General features: G+C 41.8%; 12 protein-coding genes and 1 riboswitch. Of the genes, 8 read left to right on the top strand and 4 right to left on the bottom strand.

Annotated features, from left to right (window positions below; translation table 11 throughout):
• Positions 1–156: 156 nt before the first annotated feature.
• Positions 157–2,676, bottom strand: coding sequence for a heavy metal translocating P-type ATPase (locus CLNEO_RS12965; RefSeq protein ID WP_066089881.1), 2,520 nt, complete (start codon positions 2,674–2,676; stop codon positions 157–159).
• Between the two features lie 178 nt (positions 2,677–2,854).
• Between CLNEO_RS12965 and CLNEO_RS12960 the strand changes: the two genes are divergently transcribed.
• Complete coding sequence (locus CLNEO_RS12960; protein WP_066089877.1) at positions 2,855–3,328, top strand: pyridoxamine 5'-phosphate oxidase family protein; 474 nt, start codon at positions 2,855–2,857, stop codon at positions 3,326–3,328.
• Between the two features lie 219 nt (positions 3,329–3,547).
• On the opposite strand, the gene uraA is transcribed toward CLNEO_RS12960, so the two are convergent.
• Positions 3,548–4,804 (bottom strand): uracil permease, encoded by a 1,257-nt coding sequence (gene uraA, locus CLNEO_RS12955; protein WP_066090060.1) that lies wholly within the window; start codon positions 4,802–4,804, stop codon positions 3,548–3,550.
• Positions 4,805–5,364: 560 nt separating this feature from the next.
• Positions 5,365–5,790 (bottom strand): GTP pyrophosphokinase, encoded by a 426-nt coding sequence (locus tag CLNEO_RS12950; protein ID WP_201032936.1) that lies wholly within the window; start codon positions 5,788–5,790, stop codon positions 5,365–5,367.
• Positions 5,791–5,974: 184 nt separating this feature from the next.
• On the opposite strand from CLNEO_RS12950, the gene CLNEO_RS12945 reads away from it, so the two are divergent.
• Complete coding sequence (locus CLNEO_RS12945) at positions 5,975–6,742, top strand: EFR1 family ferrodoxin (RefSeq protein WP_066089874.1); 768 nt, start codon at positions 5,975–5,977, stop codon at positions 6,740–6,742.
• Positions 6,743–6,766: 24 nt separating this feature from the next.
• On the top strand, positions 6,767–8,239 hold the full coding sequence (locus CLNEO_RS12940; RefSeq protein ID WP_066089871.1) for a polysaccharide deacetylase family protein: 1,473 nt from the start codon (positions 6,767–6,769) through the stop codon (positions 8,237–8,239).
• Between the two features lie 673 nt (positions 8,240–8,912).
• On the opposite strand, the gene CLNEO_RS12935 is transcribed toward CLNEO_RS12940, so the two are convergent.
• Positions 8,913–9,296, bottom strand: a complete 384-nt coding sequence (locus CLNEO_RS12935; protein ID WP_066089868.1) for a metal-dependent transcriptional regulator — start codon at positions 9,294–9,296, stop codon at positions 8,913–8,915.
• A 462-nt stretch (positions 9,297–9,758) separates the two neighbouring features.
• Between CLNEO_RS12935 and CLNEO_RS12930 the strand changes: the two genes are divergently transcribed.
• The 5 genes from CLNEO_RS12930 to CLNEO_RS12910 all read left to right on the top strand — a co-directional run bounded on the left by CLNEO_RS12930 (position 9,759) and on the right by CLNEO_RS12910 (position 16,188).
• Complete coding sequence (locus CLNEO_RS12930) at positions 9,759–10,502, top strand: DNA alkylation repair protein (RefSeq protein ID WP_066089865.1); 744 nt, start codon at positions 9,759–9,761, stop codon at positions 10,500–10,502.
• Positions 10,499–11,014, top strand: coding sequence for a DNA-deoxyinosine glycosylase (locus CLNEO_RS12925; RefSeq protein ID WP_066089862.1), 516 nt, complete (start codon positions 10,499–10,501; stop codon positions 11,012–11,014). The genes CLNEO_RS12930 and CLNEO_RS12925 overlap by 4 nt, the downstream gene beginning before the upstream one ends.
• Positions 11,015–11,353: 339 nt before the next feature.
• A riboswitch (SAM riboswitch) is annotated at positions 11,354–11,455 on the top strand.
• A 164-nt stretch (positions 11,456–11,619) separates the two neighbouring features.
• Positions 11,620–12,798 (top strand): methionine adenosyltransferase, encoded by a 1,179-nt coding sequence (metK, locus tag CLNEO_RS12920; protein ID WP_066089859.1) that lies wholly within the window; start codon positions 11,620–11,622, stop codon positions 12,796–12,798.
• Positions 12,799–13,231: 433 nt separating this feature from the next.
• Positions 13,232–15,484 (top strand): SF1B family DNA helicase RecD2, encoded by a 2,253-nt coding sequence (gene recD2, locus CLNEO_RS12915; protein ID WP_066089857.1) that lies wholly within the window; start codon positions 13,232–13,234, stop codon positions 15,482–15,484.
• Positions 15,481–16,188, top strand: coding sequence for a ComF family protein (locus tag CLNEO_RS12910; RefSeq protein WP_066089854.1), 708 nt, complete (start codon positions 15,481–15,483; stop codon positions 16,186–16,188). The genes recD2 and CLNEO_RS12910 overlap by 4 nt, the downstream gene beginning before the upstream one ends.
• Positions 16,189–16,327 lie beyond the last annotated feature (139 nt).

Genomic DNA, 16,327 nt, shown 5'->3' with positions numbered 1-16,327 from the left:
GGGCAAAAACTTTTATACAAACCTCATGTTCATGCGGTTTGTAACGGGTCAAGGATGAAACCCTTGTGGGTGTTTGAGGGCAAAGCCCTCAAGACTTCAACTTTGACTTTGTTTTCAGGCTGAGCCCATATTGTATTATGGGCTTTTTTCAAATGGTTATAGAATATCCACTACTTCATACCCGGCATCGGTAACGGTGGAAATCAATGTTTCATCGTCAATGTCCTTTGTAAGATTTACGGTAGCACTTTTACCCTCCAAGCTAACCTGGGCAGTGACACCATCAATGCTATTTAAGGCTTTTTCAACCCGTGCTGTGCAATGTCCGCAGGACATACCATCAATTTTTAATATTTTTTTCATACTTGTTTCCTCCACTTGTATTTGATTTAATTGTGTTTCATTGGAATTTGCAGTATGCTTTTTGGGACGAAATAATTTTAGCCGTAAAGCATTACTTACAACGAAAACGGAGCTAAAGCTCATGGCAGCAGCTGCAAACATCGGATTAAGCTTTAATCCAAAGACTGGATAAAGCACACCTGCTGCCAAGGGAATCCCCAGCGTATTATAAAAGAAAGCCCAAAATAGGTTCTGCTTGATGTTTCGTATGGTTGCGTGGCTTAGCTCCACTGCGGCAACGGCATCCAAAAGATCGCTTTTTATTAGGACAATATCGGCGGATTCTATGGCAACGTCCGTTCCGGCACCAATGGCAATTCCTACGTCGGCTCGGGTAAGGGCTGGGGCGTCATTGATTCCATCCCCTATCATAGCCACTTTTTTCCCTGATTCCTGCAAACGGCGAATCTCTTGCTCCTTATCCTGGGGCAAAACATCGGCAATGGCACGAATGCCCAGTTTTTTGGCAATGGCATTGGCGGTACGCTGGTTGTCTCCTGTAAGCATGACTACATCAATGCCCATTTGATGAAAGGCATCCACGGCGTCCTTACTGCTTTCCTTTAAAGTATCTGCCAATGCTAACATGCCTAAAAATTTACCGTTTTTTGCAAAATATAAAGGTGTTTTTCCTTCATTTGCAAGGGCCTCTCCTTTTTGCAAATAATCGCCTATGTCAATTTTCTTTTCTTTCATCATTTTCAAATTTCCACCGCAGATGATAGTACCATCAATTTCGGCTTCAATTCCTTGGCCCGGTGTTGCAATCAAATTTTTTGCTTCAAAAAAACTGATTTCCTGTTTTTTAGCATATTCTACCACAGCCTCTCCTAAGGGGTGCTCAGAAAGTGCCTCCAAAGAGGATACCAAGCGTAGAAATGGATTTTTTAAAATGCTTTTTGCAGGAAAAATATCGGTTACCGTAGGCTTTCCCTCTGTTAAAGTGCCTGTTTTATCCAATACCACAGTGTCCAATCGATGGGCAATCTCCAGGCTTTCGGCGGATTTTATTAAAATACCGTTTTCCGCACCCTTTCCTGTTCCAACCATAATTGCCGTGGGTGTTGCCAAGCCCAAAGCGCAGGGGCAGGAGATGACCAAGACAGCAATGCCGATGGATAAAGCAAAGGCAAAGGTTTGCCCTGCAATGAGCCATACAATTGCAGCTACCAACGCAATGCTGATTACGATGGGTACAAAAATGCCGCTTACTTGATCCGCCAGCTTTGCAATGGGAGCTTTCGAAGCACCCGCTTCTTCCACAAGGGTAATGATTTGTGCAAGAGTGGTATCCTTGCCAACACGGGTGGCCGTCATTTTAAAATATCCGCTTTTGTTTATCGTTGCCCCAATAACGGAATCTCCCACTTGCTTTTCAGCGGGGATGCTTTCGCCGGTAATGGCGCTTTCATCAACAGCGCAAAAGCCTTCGATTAAGGTTCCATCCACAGGAATGCTGTGTCCCGGGCGTACCACAAGGACATCGCCTTCTCGAACCTCATCAATGGGAATTTCTGTTTCCACCCCGTTTTTTAAGACCATTGCCATTTTCGGCGCAAGATTCATGAGTTTGCTGATGGCCTCAGAGGTTTTCCCCTTGGAGCGTGTTTCCATATATTTCCCTACGGTAATTAAGGTAAGTATCATTGCGGCGGATTCAAAATACAGCTCCATGCTGTAATGATGCGCCTGCATAAGATTCCCGCGGCCCATGTAAAAAGCCATGGAAAAAATAGCAAAAACACCGTAAATAACTGACGCCGCAGCGCCAATGGCAATGAGAGAATCCATATTTGGCGAGCGATTCCAAAGGGCTTGAAACCCAACAGAAAAGTACTTTTTATTAATCTCCAAAACGGGAAGGGTTAAAAATAATTGCACCAATGCAAAAATCAGGGTATTTTCTTCACCTAAGAGGATTTCCGGTAAAGGCGCACCCAGCATATGCCCCATGGAAATATAAAACAGGGGAATTAAAAAGCAGAAGGAGGAAATGAGCCTAAATTTCATATGCTTCATTTCATCCGCAGCAATACTTTTAGCTGCCGGCACATCTGCTTTTTCGCCCACAGGAGAGGCGCCATAACCACTGTTTTTGACTGCTTGAATAATGTCGTTATTGTCTATAACATCAGGTTCAAATGTGACCGTCATAGAGTTTTGTAAAAGGTTTACATTAACAGTCTGTACGCCTACCAGTTTCCCTACGCTTTTTTCCACATGGGCGGAGCAGGCAGAACAAGACATTCCTGTGATGTTAAATTTTTCTTTCATTCTTTCACCCCCAAGTAGTTAGTAAAAATTAACTATAAAAAGTTTATTCCATTTATAAGGTATTGTCAACATTGGTTTTCAATAAGGTGCATTGTAATTTTGTGCAAAATATAGGAAAAAAATCAGTTTTCTTTTCAAAAATAGTATGTTAAACTATGGTAAATTCAGGAGGGGTTTTATGAAAAAGGAAATGCGCCGCAAGGATAGAATGGTTTCAGAGGAAAAAGCAAGAGAAATTATTGAGAAAAGCGAGTATGCAACGCTGAGTACAGCGAGTTTGGATGGGGATCCCTATGCCGTTCAGGTAAGTCATGTTTTATATGAAAACAGCATTTATTTTCATTGTGCCCTGGTAGGCCGAAAGCTTGATAATATAAAGGAAAATCCCAAGGTTTGTATGAGCTTTGTGAGTAAAGCAGAGGTGGAGCAAGACCTTTACACCGTTCGTTACGAAAGCGCCGTGGTGGAGGGAGCGGCAAAAATCATTGAGGATGAGGAAGAAAAGCTGTTAGCATTGCAGCTGATTTGTAAACGCTATAGCCCTGATATGCTTGAAGATCATCTGGCTTATATTATGCCAAGGCTTAAAATTACAGGCGTATGCCGTGTTGATATTGGGGATATTTCGGGAAAAGAGAATAAGAAAAAATAACGGTATATTAAAAAAGGGGATTTCATTTTTGAAATCCCCTTTAGAGTGTATAAAAACCTTGGGTTTTGCCCAAACCCACTTGCTTTTTGAAAAAAGCAAGACCAAAAACTTTTATTAAACCCGCATATGCATGCAGGTTTAGACGGGTCAAGGGTGAAACCCTTGTGGGTGTTTTAGGGCGAAGCCTTCAAGGTTTTTGCTTTGTCCACACCCTTTGAATTATTTATCGTTCATAAGACCCATTTTGTCAAAAATATAGAAAAGTAAGCTTAATCCCATAGCAACCAAAGCAGCAAGAGACATCCCTCTTAATGCAACACTACCTAGATTAATGGAAATTCCGGAAAGACCAACAACGAAAATAACAGAGGTTAATGCAATATTTCTGGATTTATCAAAATCAACCTTGGAATCCACAAGAATTCTTAAGCCCGAGGTGCCAATCATGCCGTAAAGCAGGAAGGAAATTCCGCCGATTACGGCACCGGGAATTGTGCCGATTAATACTGTTAATTTGCCGATGAAGGAACAAATGACAGAAAGAATGGCAGCACCGGCAATAACGCGAACGCTGTATACTTTTGTAATTGCCATAACGCCAATGTTTTCTCCATAGGTTGTGGTTGGAACGGAGCCGATAAAGCCGGAAAGCATGGTGGAAAAGTTGTCAGCAAACAAGGAACGGTGCAAACCTGGATCCTTCAATAGGTCATGGCCAACAATTTTACTTGTAACAATCTGGTGGCCAATGTGTTCGGAAATGATAACCAAAAGGGCAGGGAGCATAATGACGATTGCTTCTGCGCTGAATTTTGGAGATGAAAAATTAGGAAGTGCAAACCAACTTGCATTACCCACGGCACCAAAATCCACCAGACCCACAAAATAAGCTGTAATATAACCGCAAACAACGGCGATTAGAATGGGAATAACGGCGAAAAACTTTCGGAATAAAACTGAGCCAAAAACAGCAACGCCCAAAGTAACTAAAAACACAATTACATTTGCACTTGATGGGCCGCCTTCTGCTAATAGACCTCCTGTATTTGCGGCGGTACCTGCCAGCTCTAAGCCAATTAAAGCAACTACGGGGCCCATTGCCGCAGGTGGAAGAATTACGTTAATCCAATCGGAGCCAAACTTACCAATGATTGCGGCAACAATACAACCACAAAAGCCGACTGCAACGAATCCGCCCAAGGCATATTGATAACCAAATTTGTCAATAATCAAAAGCCCCGGTGCCAGGAATGCAAAGCTTGAGCCTAAATAAGCAGGGGCTTTTCCTTGCGTTATAAAAATAAAGAGTAATGTGCCGAAACCATTCATAAAAAGAACAACAGAGGAGTTAATGCCAAACAGGAAGGGAACAAGAACGGTTGCACCAAACATGGCGAACATATGCTGTAAGGATAAGGGTGCGAGCAGGGAAAAGGGAACCTTTTCATCTACTTGTATGATTTTGCGGTTTTCCATAATAACCTCCTTAAAATAAATGAAAGTGATAGAAAAAATAATAAAGATAATAGCTTTTTGGACACAAAAATAAAAAACCATGGGTTTATTTTTCGTGCCTGAAAAATTATAGCACCCTCCCTTTGTCCATGCAATGTAAAATGATGTTATTTAGCGAAAACTGTCGTTATGCTGTAAAAAAATAAAAAATGGGAAAGGCTTATAGGCTTAATCTACTAGATTATAAGAAAAATAAAAATTAGCTTTATTTTTGGTTTTTTATACAAAGGAGAAAAGAGAACGAGAAAGGCATTTAAAAAGGCCTTCAAGTTTTTATGAAAACCTCAACCTTAATCCATACGGAAGACAAAGTGAAAACTTGGAGGTCTTTGCTTTTAAATGTCTAAAAGAGTTTTAGGGGATTGGGGGTCATCACTTTTGCTTCGCAAAAGCCGTCTTCGACGTCCGCCCATCTTGGGCAGTGAGGGGTCATCACTTTTGCTTCGCAAAAGCCGTCTTCGACGTCCGCCCATCTTGGGCAGTGAGGGGTCATCGCCCAAGGTTTGTCTACGCGCTGTATCTTAGTTTTTCAGTTCCTTTTCTAAAATCAGTTGTGCGCGCAAATAGCGCTCCAGTCTTTGAAAATCCTTTGGCGTTAATCCCGGCAGGCGTTTTAAATCCATATTATCAGCTAAATCAGAAAGCTTTACTGCTTTTGCCAAGGGGTTTTTCGCAACCTCTTGAATATAATCCATATAGTCTTCCCCCTTTTTTCTGGTAAGACAAACGACGGCATCCACAATTGCCTTTGAAAAGCCTTCCTTTAGAAGATCATCGGCTGTTAAGTCGCTGTTTTCTAAAGTGTCATGGAGGATTGCTACAATTTTTTCATCCATGGTTTTACATCCAAGCATAACACGAACGGGATGCAAAATATATGGATTGCCTCCTTTATCTAACTGCCCCATATGGGCGTTTGCAGCAAGAATTATTGCTTTTTCCAGCATATTTATGTACTCCTTTGTTTGGATTAGTTTAAAAAAGTGTAGCACATAAAGCAAGGAAAAACAATAAAATAGAGCAGAAAATGGAAAAATCCGTCGGCGAAATGTTACAAAAATTAATAAAAATTTTAATATCTCCATACGAAAGTATGATATGATAAATAAAAAGGGAATTGGGGGCATGGAAATGATATTTTATTTTAGTGGAACAGGAAATTCATATGCAACTGCTCGTTTTTTGTCAGAAAAATTGGGTGAAACCTTGATTGATATTACGCAGGCCGTGGAGAAAAACGAAACAGAGTATTCTTTAGTGGAGAATGAAAAACTGGGCTTTGTTTTTCCTATATATGCTTGGGCACCGCCAAAGGCTGTGTTGGATTTTGTGAAGAAGCTGGTTTTGCATTGGGAAAAACAGCCCTATACCTTTGGAGTTTGTACCTGCGGTGGTGCGGCTGGTAATGCCATAGATGTGTTGGAGGATGCTTTGACAAAAAAGGGGCTTGTACTGGCAAGCGGCTATTCCGTGATTATGCCCAATAATTATTTTGTCACACCTGGGGTCAATTTTCAGGAAAAGCAGGAGGAGATATTACATAGGGCGCAGGAAACATGGGATCGGATTTTAGAAGCGCTACTGCAGCAAAAGCAAGGCTTTTTTCGTGTAAAAAAAGGGAAGGCGGCCGGTTTTTTAACTGCCGCAATCAGTCCCGCTTTTCAGTGCTTTGCAACCTTAACAAAACCATTTTATGTAACCCAAGATTGTATCGCATGCGGTCTGTGTGAAAGGATATGCACAGCCCATTGCATTCAATTAAAAGATGGGACTCCCAGTTGGATAAAGGATAGGTGCAATATGTGCTTAGCTTGCTTCAATCGATGTCCCCAGGGGGCAATTCAATACGGCAAAAAAACAAAAGAGAAGGGCCAGTATGTCAATCCTTGCTGGAAATAGTTTTTAGAGGGGAGATACACGATAATGAGGAGAAGGAAATGGATAATTTGCCTAGCGGCATTGGCTGCTTGTGTGGCGTTTTGCGGCTGCGGGCAGGGAAGTACGATTGCGGCTGCCGAGCCGTTGGTATTGCAGGCTGAGGCGGCGATGCCAGCAGAGCCTGAAAAAAGGGAAAGCACAGAGCCCCTTGGCGAGAAAGAATCAATCATAGAATATGCGGCACCCCTTGCCTATGTTTTAGAGTATCCTCGTATGGCAAACGAGGAGATAAATAACCAAATTTTAGAATTTGTGGAAGGGCTTAAGGCAGAGTTTGCCGAAAAGTATGATATAAAGGATGAAAAAGCCAAAAGACGTTTAACCCAAAATGATTGCGATAAGTTTTTATATCTTGATTATGACAGCTACATTGTAAGTGAGGACAAAGTTTGTATTGTTTTTTTTGAAACGCAAGAGCTTGGAGAGAACATTTTGCCAGTAGAGCAGGTGGAGATTTTCCATTTTGACATCAACACCGGGCAGCGTATTGACGAAAAGGACATCAGAAAGGATGGCTTTTTGGAAGCAGCTTCGGCCTATACGATAGAGTATTTTACCACTCATGCACCCTATAAAGACAGGATTTTTGGCGATTATAAAACTACGCTGGCACCGGAGGGCGGCCGTTTTGAACACTTTGCCCTAAACAGCGAGGGCGTTCTGTTTTATTTTCATCGCTACGATGTATTTCCGGGCAGCCTTGGCAGGGTAGACCTTTTCATTCCTTACAGTGAGCTTGCCGGGCTGTTAAATGGGGTTGGAATTGAAGCACCGCCTGTGGTTGAGAAGGATGAAGCCCAGCCGATACAGCCTGTGACCAAACCGGAACGGGAAATTGATCCTAATAAGCCAATGGTTGCTTTAACCTTTGACGATGGCCCAAATCCCATTCAAACAGGACGCATTTTGGATGCTTTGGAGGAAAATGGTGTGGTGGCAACATTTTTTGATCTTGGCAAACTGGTAGAGGCCTATCCCGAAACTGTGCAAAGAGAGCTGGCATTAGGATGCGAGGTTGGAAGTCATTCCTATTCCCACAAGAATTTTAACACCCTTTCTGCCAAGGCAATTGCAGAGGATGTAGCTAAGACGGCGGAAGCCTTTCGTAAAACAACAGGGGCAGAACCTACGTTGTTTCGGCCGCCTTACGGCAACTGCAATGATTTTGTGAAGGCAAATATACCGTTATCAATGGTAACTTGGTCGGTGGATACTTTGGATTGGAAGAGTAAAAATGCGGATGCCATTATGAATGTGATTCGCAGCGAAGGCAGTTTGGATGGGAAGGTTATTTTAATGCATGGCATTTATGAAACCAGTGCGGCAGCAACAGAACGGCTGATTCCTTATTTATTGGAGCGGGGATACCAGCTGGTGACGGTTTCTGAAATTTTGGAGTACAAGCATGGGGTACAGCCGGAAAATGGGAAATTCTACGGGTATTCCTATTTTCAATAAATTTATGTTTCAAAAAAGAAATGGAATAAAGAAGCAATTGCCATTCGTGGTGTGAGCTTTGAAAAACAGAATTTTGTAATAACTTTTATTTTACAAAGGAAACAAATGTGAAGCCCCATTGCCGAAGAGTTTAGGCAATGGGGCTTCGTGTTTATGACAAATGTGGTTACTAAAATTTTGAAGGAGGGCGATTAACCTGCTTCCGTGGCTTGGGACAGAAAGGCGGTTTCCAATTCCTCCAAGGGAAAGGGTTTATAAAAATAATATCCTTGAAAAATATCACATTCTGATTGCTTTAGTAAAGACATATTTTCCCTAGTCTCCTCACCTTCGCAGACAACGACAGTAGTGTCGTTCTTTTTCCCTTCCTGCAATTCGCACAATTGTATATGGAATCCCCATTTCTGCTAACAGAAGCGGCATAAGTAACCTCCTGACAATTTACAAATGGTTAGTAGTTGCTAACTATAGAGAGATTGTAGCACGTTATTTTCTATTATTCAAGAGGGGATTTCCAAGAAGTTCAAAACTGTTGAATTATTTGCTCCGATTTAGGAAAAATGCAATACAAGGAATTACCTTTATAAAAATAACAGCCCATATTGCAGGGCAAAGCTTATGCCAAGCAATGGGGCCATTTTCAACTGAAGCAAAAATAGTTCTATAATACCCATTACTTCGAAGAATTGGATGGATTGGATTTTAAAAATTCCTTCATGCCCTCGAAGGTTTCGTTACTAATCACATGCTCAATGCGGCAGGCATCCTCTAAGGCAGTTTCTTTAGAAACGCCAAAGCCCATTAATATTTGTGAAATTACACAATGACGCTCATAAGTTCCCATAGCCACAGACTTACCTTTTTCAGTCAACTTAATACTACCACGGTCCTCCATATCAATATATCCGTTTGATTTTAGTTTTTTCATAGCATTGCTGATGCTGGGTTTACTAAAACCTAGGGCAGTAGCAATATCAATGGAGCGCACATAGCCTGTTTGCTTTTCTAGCAATAATATCGTTTCAAGATAATCTTCCATTGATTCTTGGACTTTCATTTTTTTTCCCCCTAAGTTATTATTTGTTTTTTTATTTTATGGTAACAAAAAAAATGAAGCTTGACAATGGTTTTGTTATTTCTTACAATTTTAGCATGTAAAAAATAGACAAAACGAAAAACCAGTAAAATTTTCATTGACAAGTTGACAAAAATGATGCAATATAAATACATAGTCCGACAGGGGCGTCGAAAGACAATAAAATGTTTTGACGCCTTTTTTGAATCGTTTGCCTTCAGTGGCAAATTTTACTATTGCTTGCTTCTGTAGTTTGATGCTTTCTCCTAACGTCAAACTATTTTGAATCAAACTTTTCATCTCTTCTTGTTATTGCCTTACCGAATGTAGCGAAAACGCCCCCCAAATTGTTTTCGTTATATGGCAATGACGACCCTTAAGGACAAGCGACTTTCTCCCACAAGAAGGTCGCTTGTTCTTTTACCCAAAAGAAAGGATGGTTTTATGAGAGAGTATGGTTGGACAGCAGAGGCTTATGAATCATTTTACAAGGAGCTTCTGTCCTTGCAGGACGAAAAATATCGTTTATTTCATGAAAAGCTTTTATGCTCAGCATTGCCTGTAATTGGTATTCGTATACCTGTTTTGCGGCAAAAAGCCAAGGAGCTTGCAAAGCTTGCGGGAAAGGATTTTTTTGCTGTCTGTAAGAAGGATACCTATGAGGAACGGCTGCTTTATGGCCTTGTGGCTGCCCAAGTGCCTATGGAGTTTAAAGAGTTTTTAGGTTATTGTGACATTTATTCTTATGAGTTTGTGGAAAATTGGGCTCATTGTGATGTGTTTTGTGCATCTTTAAAGAAGATAGCGGCGAAAAATCAGGATGCTTTGTTTGAACATGCAAAGGGATATCTAAAGGAAGAAAACCCTTGGGTTGTGCGCGTTGGGTTGATTATAATGCTAAGCCATTATTTGAAGGAGCCCTATTTACAAGAGGTTTTGCTTAAAACAGATCAGGTGGATTCCGATTTTTATTATGTGCAGATGGCGCAGGCGTGGCTGTTAGCCACTGCTTGGGCAAAGAACCCTGAAATGGTGCATCAATATTTAGAGGGAAATAGCTTATCCTATGAGGTAAAGGCGAAGTTTGTGCAAAAGGCACGGGAGTCCTTTCGGGTTACCCCGGAGGATAAGGCTTGGCTTTCGGAATGGAAAAAAACACAGACAGCAAGGGGGGAGGTGTGCTTATGAAGGCGCAGACGTGGGAGCGTGTAACTCACAGTTTTTTGCCCATTTATAATGAGGATAGCAAAGTGTTGATTTTGGGGACGGCGCCGTCTGTGAAATCCCGGGAAAATAACTTTTACTATGGACATCCCCAAAACCGTTTTTGGCGGGTACTTGCTCAGATAACCGCTGTCACTCTGCCCGAAAGCGTTGAGGAGAAAAAGGCGTTTTTACTGTCAAAGGGCATTGCCCTTTACGATGTTATAGAAAGCTGTGATATTCAAGGCAGCAGCGATAGCTCTATTCGTAATGTTGTGCCCGCCGATTTAAGTGAAATAATACAAACAGCAGGCAGAATTCCTGTGCTTGGAAACGGAGGTACGGCATTTCGTCTTTATCAAAAGCACCAGTATAGGCAAACGGGAATCCCCATGATTCTTTTGCCATCTACCAGCCCTGCCAATGCCGCTTGGAATTTGCAAAGGTTGACGGATGCTTGGGAAAGCAAATTGAAACCCTATTTACAAAATGATTGACAGATATTATTATGAATATTCCAGAACGTAGACAAACCTTGGGCGTTACCCATTCACTGCCCAAGATAGGGCAGACAGCGAAGCTGGCTTTTGGGGAGCAAAAGTGATGACCCAAACCCACTTGATTTTTAAAAAAGCAAGACCGAAAATTATTATATAACCCTAATTCTATACGGGTTTAGACGGTTCAAGGGTGAAATACTTGTGGGTGTTTGAGGGCAAAGTCCTCAATATTTTGACTTTGTATTCAGCCTGAAAAATTCTTTATGAATGTTCATGAAATAAATATTGACATATGACTGAAACATTGGTATAATGCATCATACAATGTGAATAGAGTACTTATCAAGAGTGGTTGAGGGACAGGGCCCTGTGACACCCGGCAACCGGCGTTTTACGCATCGGTGCCAATTCCCCCGTTTGTTAAACGGAAGATGAGAATGTAATAATACCCTGATTTTAGGGTTTTTTTATTGCCAAAAAATAACGATTTTTAACAATCGATTTTTTTGTCAAATTTTTTTATGATTTGGCAGTATAGTGAAACATCTCTCCCTGCATTCTATTCACAAGGAAAACTATTTTTTATTACAGGAGGGAAAAAAATGAGCAGAAGATTATTTACATCCGAATCTGTTACGGAAGGACATCCCGATAAAATTTGTGATCAGATTTCCGATGGCGTATTAGATACGTTGTTGGCAAAGGATCCCAATGCGAGGGTTGCTTGCGAAACAGCAACAACAACAGGTATTGTTTTTGTAATGGGTGAAATCACCACCAGTGCATATGTAGATGTAGAAAAAATTGTTAGAGACACCTTAAATGAAATTGGATATAACCGTGCAAAATTTGGTTTTGACAGTGAAACCTGTGCGGTTGTTACTTCTATCCATGGCCAGTCACCGGATATTGCAATGGGGGTTGATAAGGCACTGGAGCATAAAACAGGGGAAGATGACAGTGAATTTGACACAGGCGCAGGGGATCAGGGCATGATGTTTGGCTTTGCCTGTGATGAAACAGAGGAATTGATGCCTTTGCCCATATCCTTGGCTCATAAATTGACAAGAAGATTGACAGAAGTAAGAAAGAACGGTACATTGAAATATTTGCGTCCCGATGGCAAATCTCAAGTTACGGTGGAGTATATCGACGATAAGCCTGCAAGGGTGGATACGGTGGTTATCTCATCTCAGCATGATCCCGATGCAACAAACGAGGAAATTCGCTCAGATATTATTGCGCATGTTGTGAAAAAAGTTGTTCCGGCGGAGCTTTTGGATGAAAATACAAAATATTATATTAACCCTACAGGACGCTTTGTTATCGGCGGCCCTATGGGCGACAGCGGTTTGACAGGCAGAAAGATTATTGTTGACACCTACGGCGGTTATGCAGCCCACGGCGGCGGTGCCTTCAGCGGCAAAGACCCCACAAAAGTTGACCGTTCTGCTTGCTATGCAGCAAGACACGTTGCAAAAAACATTGTTGCCAGTGGCATTGCAAAGAAGTGCGAGGTGCAGTTGGCCTATGCAATCGGCGTTGCACAGCCAGTCTCTATTCTGGTGAACACCTATGGAACAGGCAAAATTTCCGATGAAGAAATTACAGAAATTGTTCAGAAAAACTTTGATTTGCGCCCTGCGGCAATCATTAAGAACTTCGATTTAAGAAGACCAATTTACAAGCAAATTGCAGCTTATGGTCATTTTGGACGTACAGATTTAGACCTTCCATGGGAGAAGCTGGATAAGGTTAACGTATTTAAAGATAAGTTTTAATTTTTGTGTTTTTTGAATTCATGAAAGGTGTCGAGATATTCGGCACCTTTTTTTGCAAAAAAATGTAAGAACTTCAGTTCCCTTTTTCCTGTTGGTGTGATATACTAAAAAAAATTTGTATTGTTTTTTTGAACAAAATTTCTAAGTATTAGGAAATATATTAAAAAAATTAAAAGCTTATATTTTATAATTTAACTTTTTGCTATTTTGATAATACAAACAACGTAACGTAAAGAAAATCGTTAAAGGAATACATTTTTTGCTAGTTTCAGCAAAAATGTATATTTTTGCAAATATAAAGTTTAGGTCAAGCCTTTACAAAGGCTTGCAGGGTTCGGGACGGTGTCCCGAGAATTTGATTTTTGGAGAACTTGATTTTACGGTTCGGGACTGCATCCCGAGAACTTGTCTTTTCGCAAAGGAGGGGTGTTGCTTGGAGGACGTTGTGCTAAAGGGCGAGGTTGCAGATATTATTTTCCAAAACAAGGAAAATGGCTATACAGTTTTTACAGTGCTTTCCCAAGGAGAAGAAATTACCTGCGTAGGTGTTGTTCCTATGGTTCATTCGGGAGAGAGCTTGGAGGTACGGGGAAATTGGAGCAACCATCCCGCTTATGGGAAGCAATTGCAGGTTCAATTTTATGAGAAATTCATGCCCACCTCTCAAGGCGGCATGGAAAAGTATTTGTGTTCCGGCTTAATCAAAGGCCTGGGGCCCAAAACCTCCAAAAAAATTGTGGAACGCTTTGGTGATGCCGCTTTTTATGTGATTGAGGAAAAACCGGATTTGCTCACGGAAATAAAGGGCATTACCCACGAAAAGGCCCAGCGGATTTCCGAAATTTTTCGAGAACAGCACGAACTTCGTAAGGTTATGATGTTTTTACAGGGCTTTGAAGTTTCCCCAGCGTATACCATGCGAATTTATAAAAAATATAAGGGCAGGACGTTTGATATTGTAAAAACAAACCCCTATCGCTTGGCCGATGATATTTTTGGAATCGGCTTTAAAATGGCGGATAAAATGGCGGCGAATGCAGGAATTGCCGAGGACGATCCCAACCGTGTTAAGGCGGCGGTAAAATACGTATTAAACCAAGCGGCTTCAAATGGGGATTGTTTTTTACCTAAGGATAAACTGATTGCCGAGGCGGTTGCACTTTTGGAGCTTCATTCATTGATGGTGGAAAATGCCATTCGAGAGTTGCAGGTGGAAAGCCAGCTTTGGCAGGAAAAAATGGGAGAGATGGACGGGGTTTACCTAAATTTCTATTATTATGCAGAAATGGCAGTGGCAAAACGCTTGTTGGAATTATCCATGGTTTGCGAAGGTACAGATTTGAATACCCTTGAGGAGCAGATTCAGCAGGTAGAAAAAGAAACCGCGGTGTTATTGGCTCCCGAGCAGCGGCAGGCGGTAATGGAGGCAATGGCGGGCGGAGCGCTGATTATTACAGGCGGCCCCGGCACAGGGAAAACCACAACCATCAATACCATTCTTCGATTGCTGGAAAAGGAAGGTAAGGAAGTGGTGCTTGCAGCACCCACGGGACGTGCCGCAAAACGAATGACAGAGGCAACGGGTGTGGAGGCGAAAACAATTCATAGGTTATTAGGAACTACCTTTGTTAGTGACGATAACCGTCGGCAGGTTTTTGATAAAAACGAGGATGATCCCATAGAGGCGGATGTCATTATTATTGATGAAACCTCCATGGTGGATTTGCATTTGATGCATGCCCTGCTGCGGGCGGTGCAAAACGAAACTGCGGTTATTTTTGTGGGTGATATGGATCAGCTGCCGTCCGTTGGTGCTGGAAATGTACTCAAGGATATGATTCGCAGCGAGCGCCTGCGTGTGGTGCGCTTGCGCCATGTGTTCCGACAGGCACAAGAAAGCGCAATTATTATGAATGCCCACCGAATTAATCAAGGGGAAGAGCCTGTTTTAAATGAGAACGGAACAGACTTCTTTTTCATGCGCCGTGCCTACGGCCAAGAGGTGCTGACGACAATACAGGAGTTGGTGAAAAGCCGCTTACCCAAGTATACGGGGCATGATGCCTTGGCTGAGATGCAAATATTAACCCCCATGCGCAAAGGAATTCTTGGAGTGCAAAGTTTAAATCAAGTATTACAGGAAACCTTAAACCCTCCTTCCCATAAAAAGAAGGAAAAGCAGTTTCGCCAGGCAACCTTCCGAGAGGGCGATAAGGTAATGCAGATTAAAAATAATTATAATATTGTGTGGCGCTCCTTTAACAAAGCGGGAAAGCGTACGGATGAGGGCTTGGGAATTTATAATGGTGATGCAGGGCGAATTATAAAAATTGATGAGGAGAACGAAATCCTTCAGGTGTTGTTTGACGACGGAAAGGTTGTTGACTATGATTTTACCCAGTTGGAGGAGTTGGAGCTTGCTTATGCCATTACCATTCACAAATCTCAGGGGAGTGAATATCCTGTGGTGATTTTGCCCGTTTATAGCGGCCCCCCCATGCTGATGACCAGGAACTTGCTTTATACCGCTGTAACAAGGGCGAAGGAATTGGTGGTGCTGGTAGGCTTGCGGGAAACGGTAAACGGCATGATTGCAAATAACCGAGAGATTGGGCGATATACAGGCTTGGCTGAACGAATACGCAATTTATATGATTTCATGCATGAACAGGAGGTGCAGCAATGAAAAGCTTTGTGGAGAGGTTTTTAAATGTGCTGTATCCTCCTTATTGTGTTTTATGCGGTGAGCTATTGTCCATAGAGGAATGGGAGATGGGGCTTTGTAAAAGCTGCGGAGAAAACATCCCGTATTTAAAAGGAAACCGATGCAAATTTTGTGGGAAAGAATTGGAGTTTGGTGAGGTTTGTCATTCCTGCTTAGAGAATAATCCTGTATTTGAACGAGGGATTTCGGCTTTTTATTATGAAGCGTTGAAGGACGGGATTGCCCGGTTTAAATTTGACGGTGCAAAGAAGGATGGCAAGATATTTGGTCGGCTGATGGGTGAATTTTTGCGCTCCTACCACAAGGATTGGATAGAGGAAATAGATTTTATGACCAGTGTTCCCCTGCACCCTCTTAAAGAAAAAGAACGGGGTTTTAACCAAGCGGAAATTCTTTGCAGCAGCATTCATGAGAGTACTGGGATTGGGTATCAAAAGAACATTCTCACCAGAACGAAACCGACAACACCTCAGAGCAAGCTATCCGCCAAGGAGCGCAGGGAAAATCTAAGGAATGTTTTTACAGCTCAAAACTGTGAGGACAAATGTATTCTTTTGGTGGATGATATTTTAACCACAGGTGCAACACTAAATGAGTGCAGCCGTGCCTTATATCGCCAGGGCGCAAAAAAAGTGGAGATATTTTGTCTTTCTGTAACAAGGTAAGCGCTTACAGGTAAAAGGATTTTCCTTTCAAAGCCAAATTTAAAATGAGAAAAGACTTTGTTGAACAAGCGCCCAAGGTTAAGGATTTTCAATAAATTCTATTTGTATAATATGAAAAAGAATAGTATAATTTAATACC

The sequence above is a fragment of the Anaerotignum neopropionicum genome (assembly GCF_001571775.1).
Taxonomy (GTDB): domain Bacteria; phylum Bacillota; class Clostridia; order Lachnospirales; family Anaerotignaceae; genus Chakrabartyella; species Chakrabartyella neopropionicum.
Note: the sequence above shows the minus strand (reverse complement) of the source record. Positions and strands in the feature narration are given on the sequence as shown.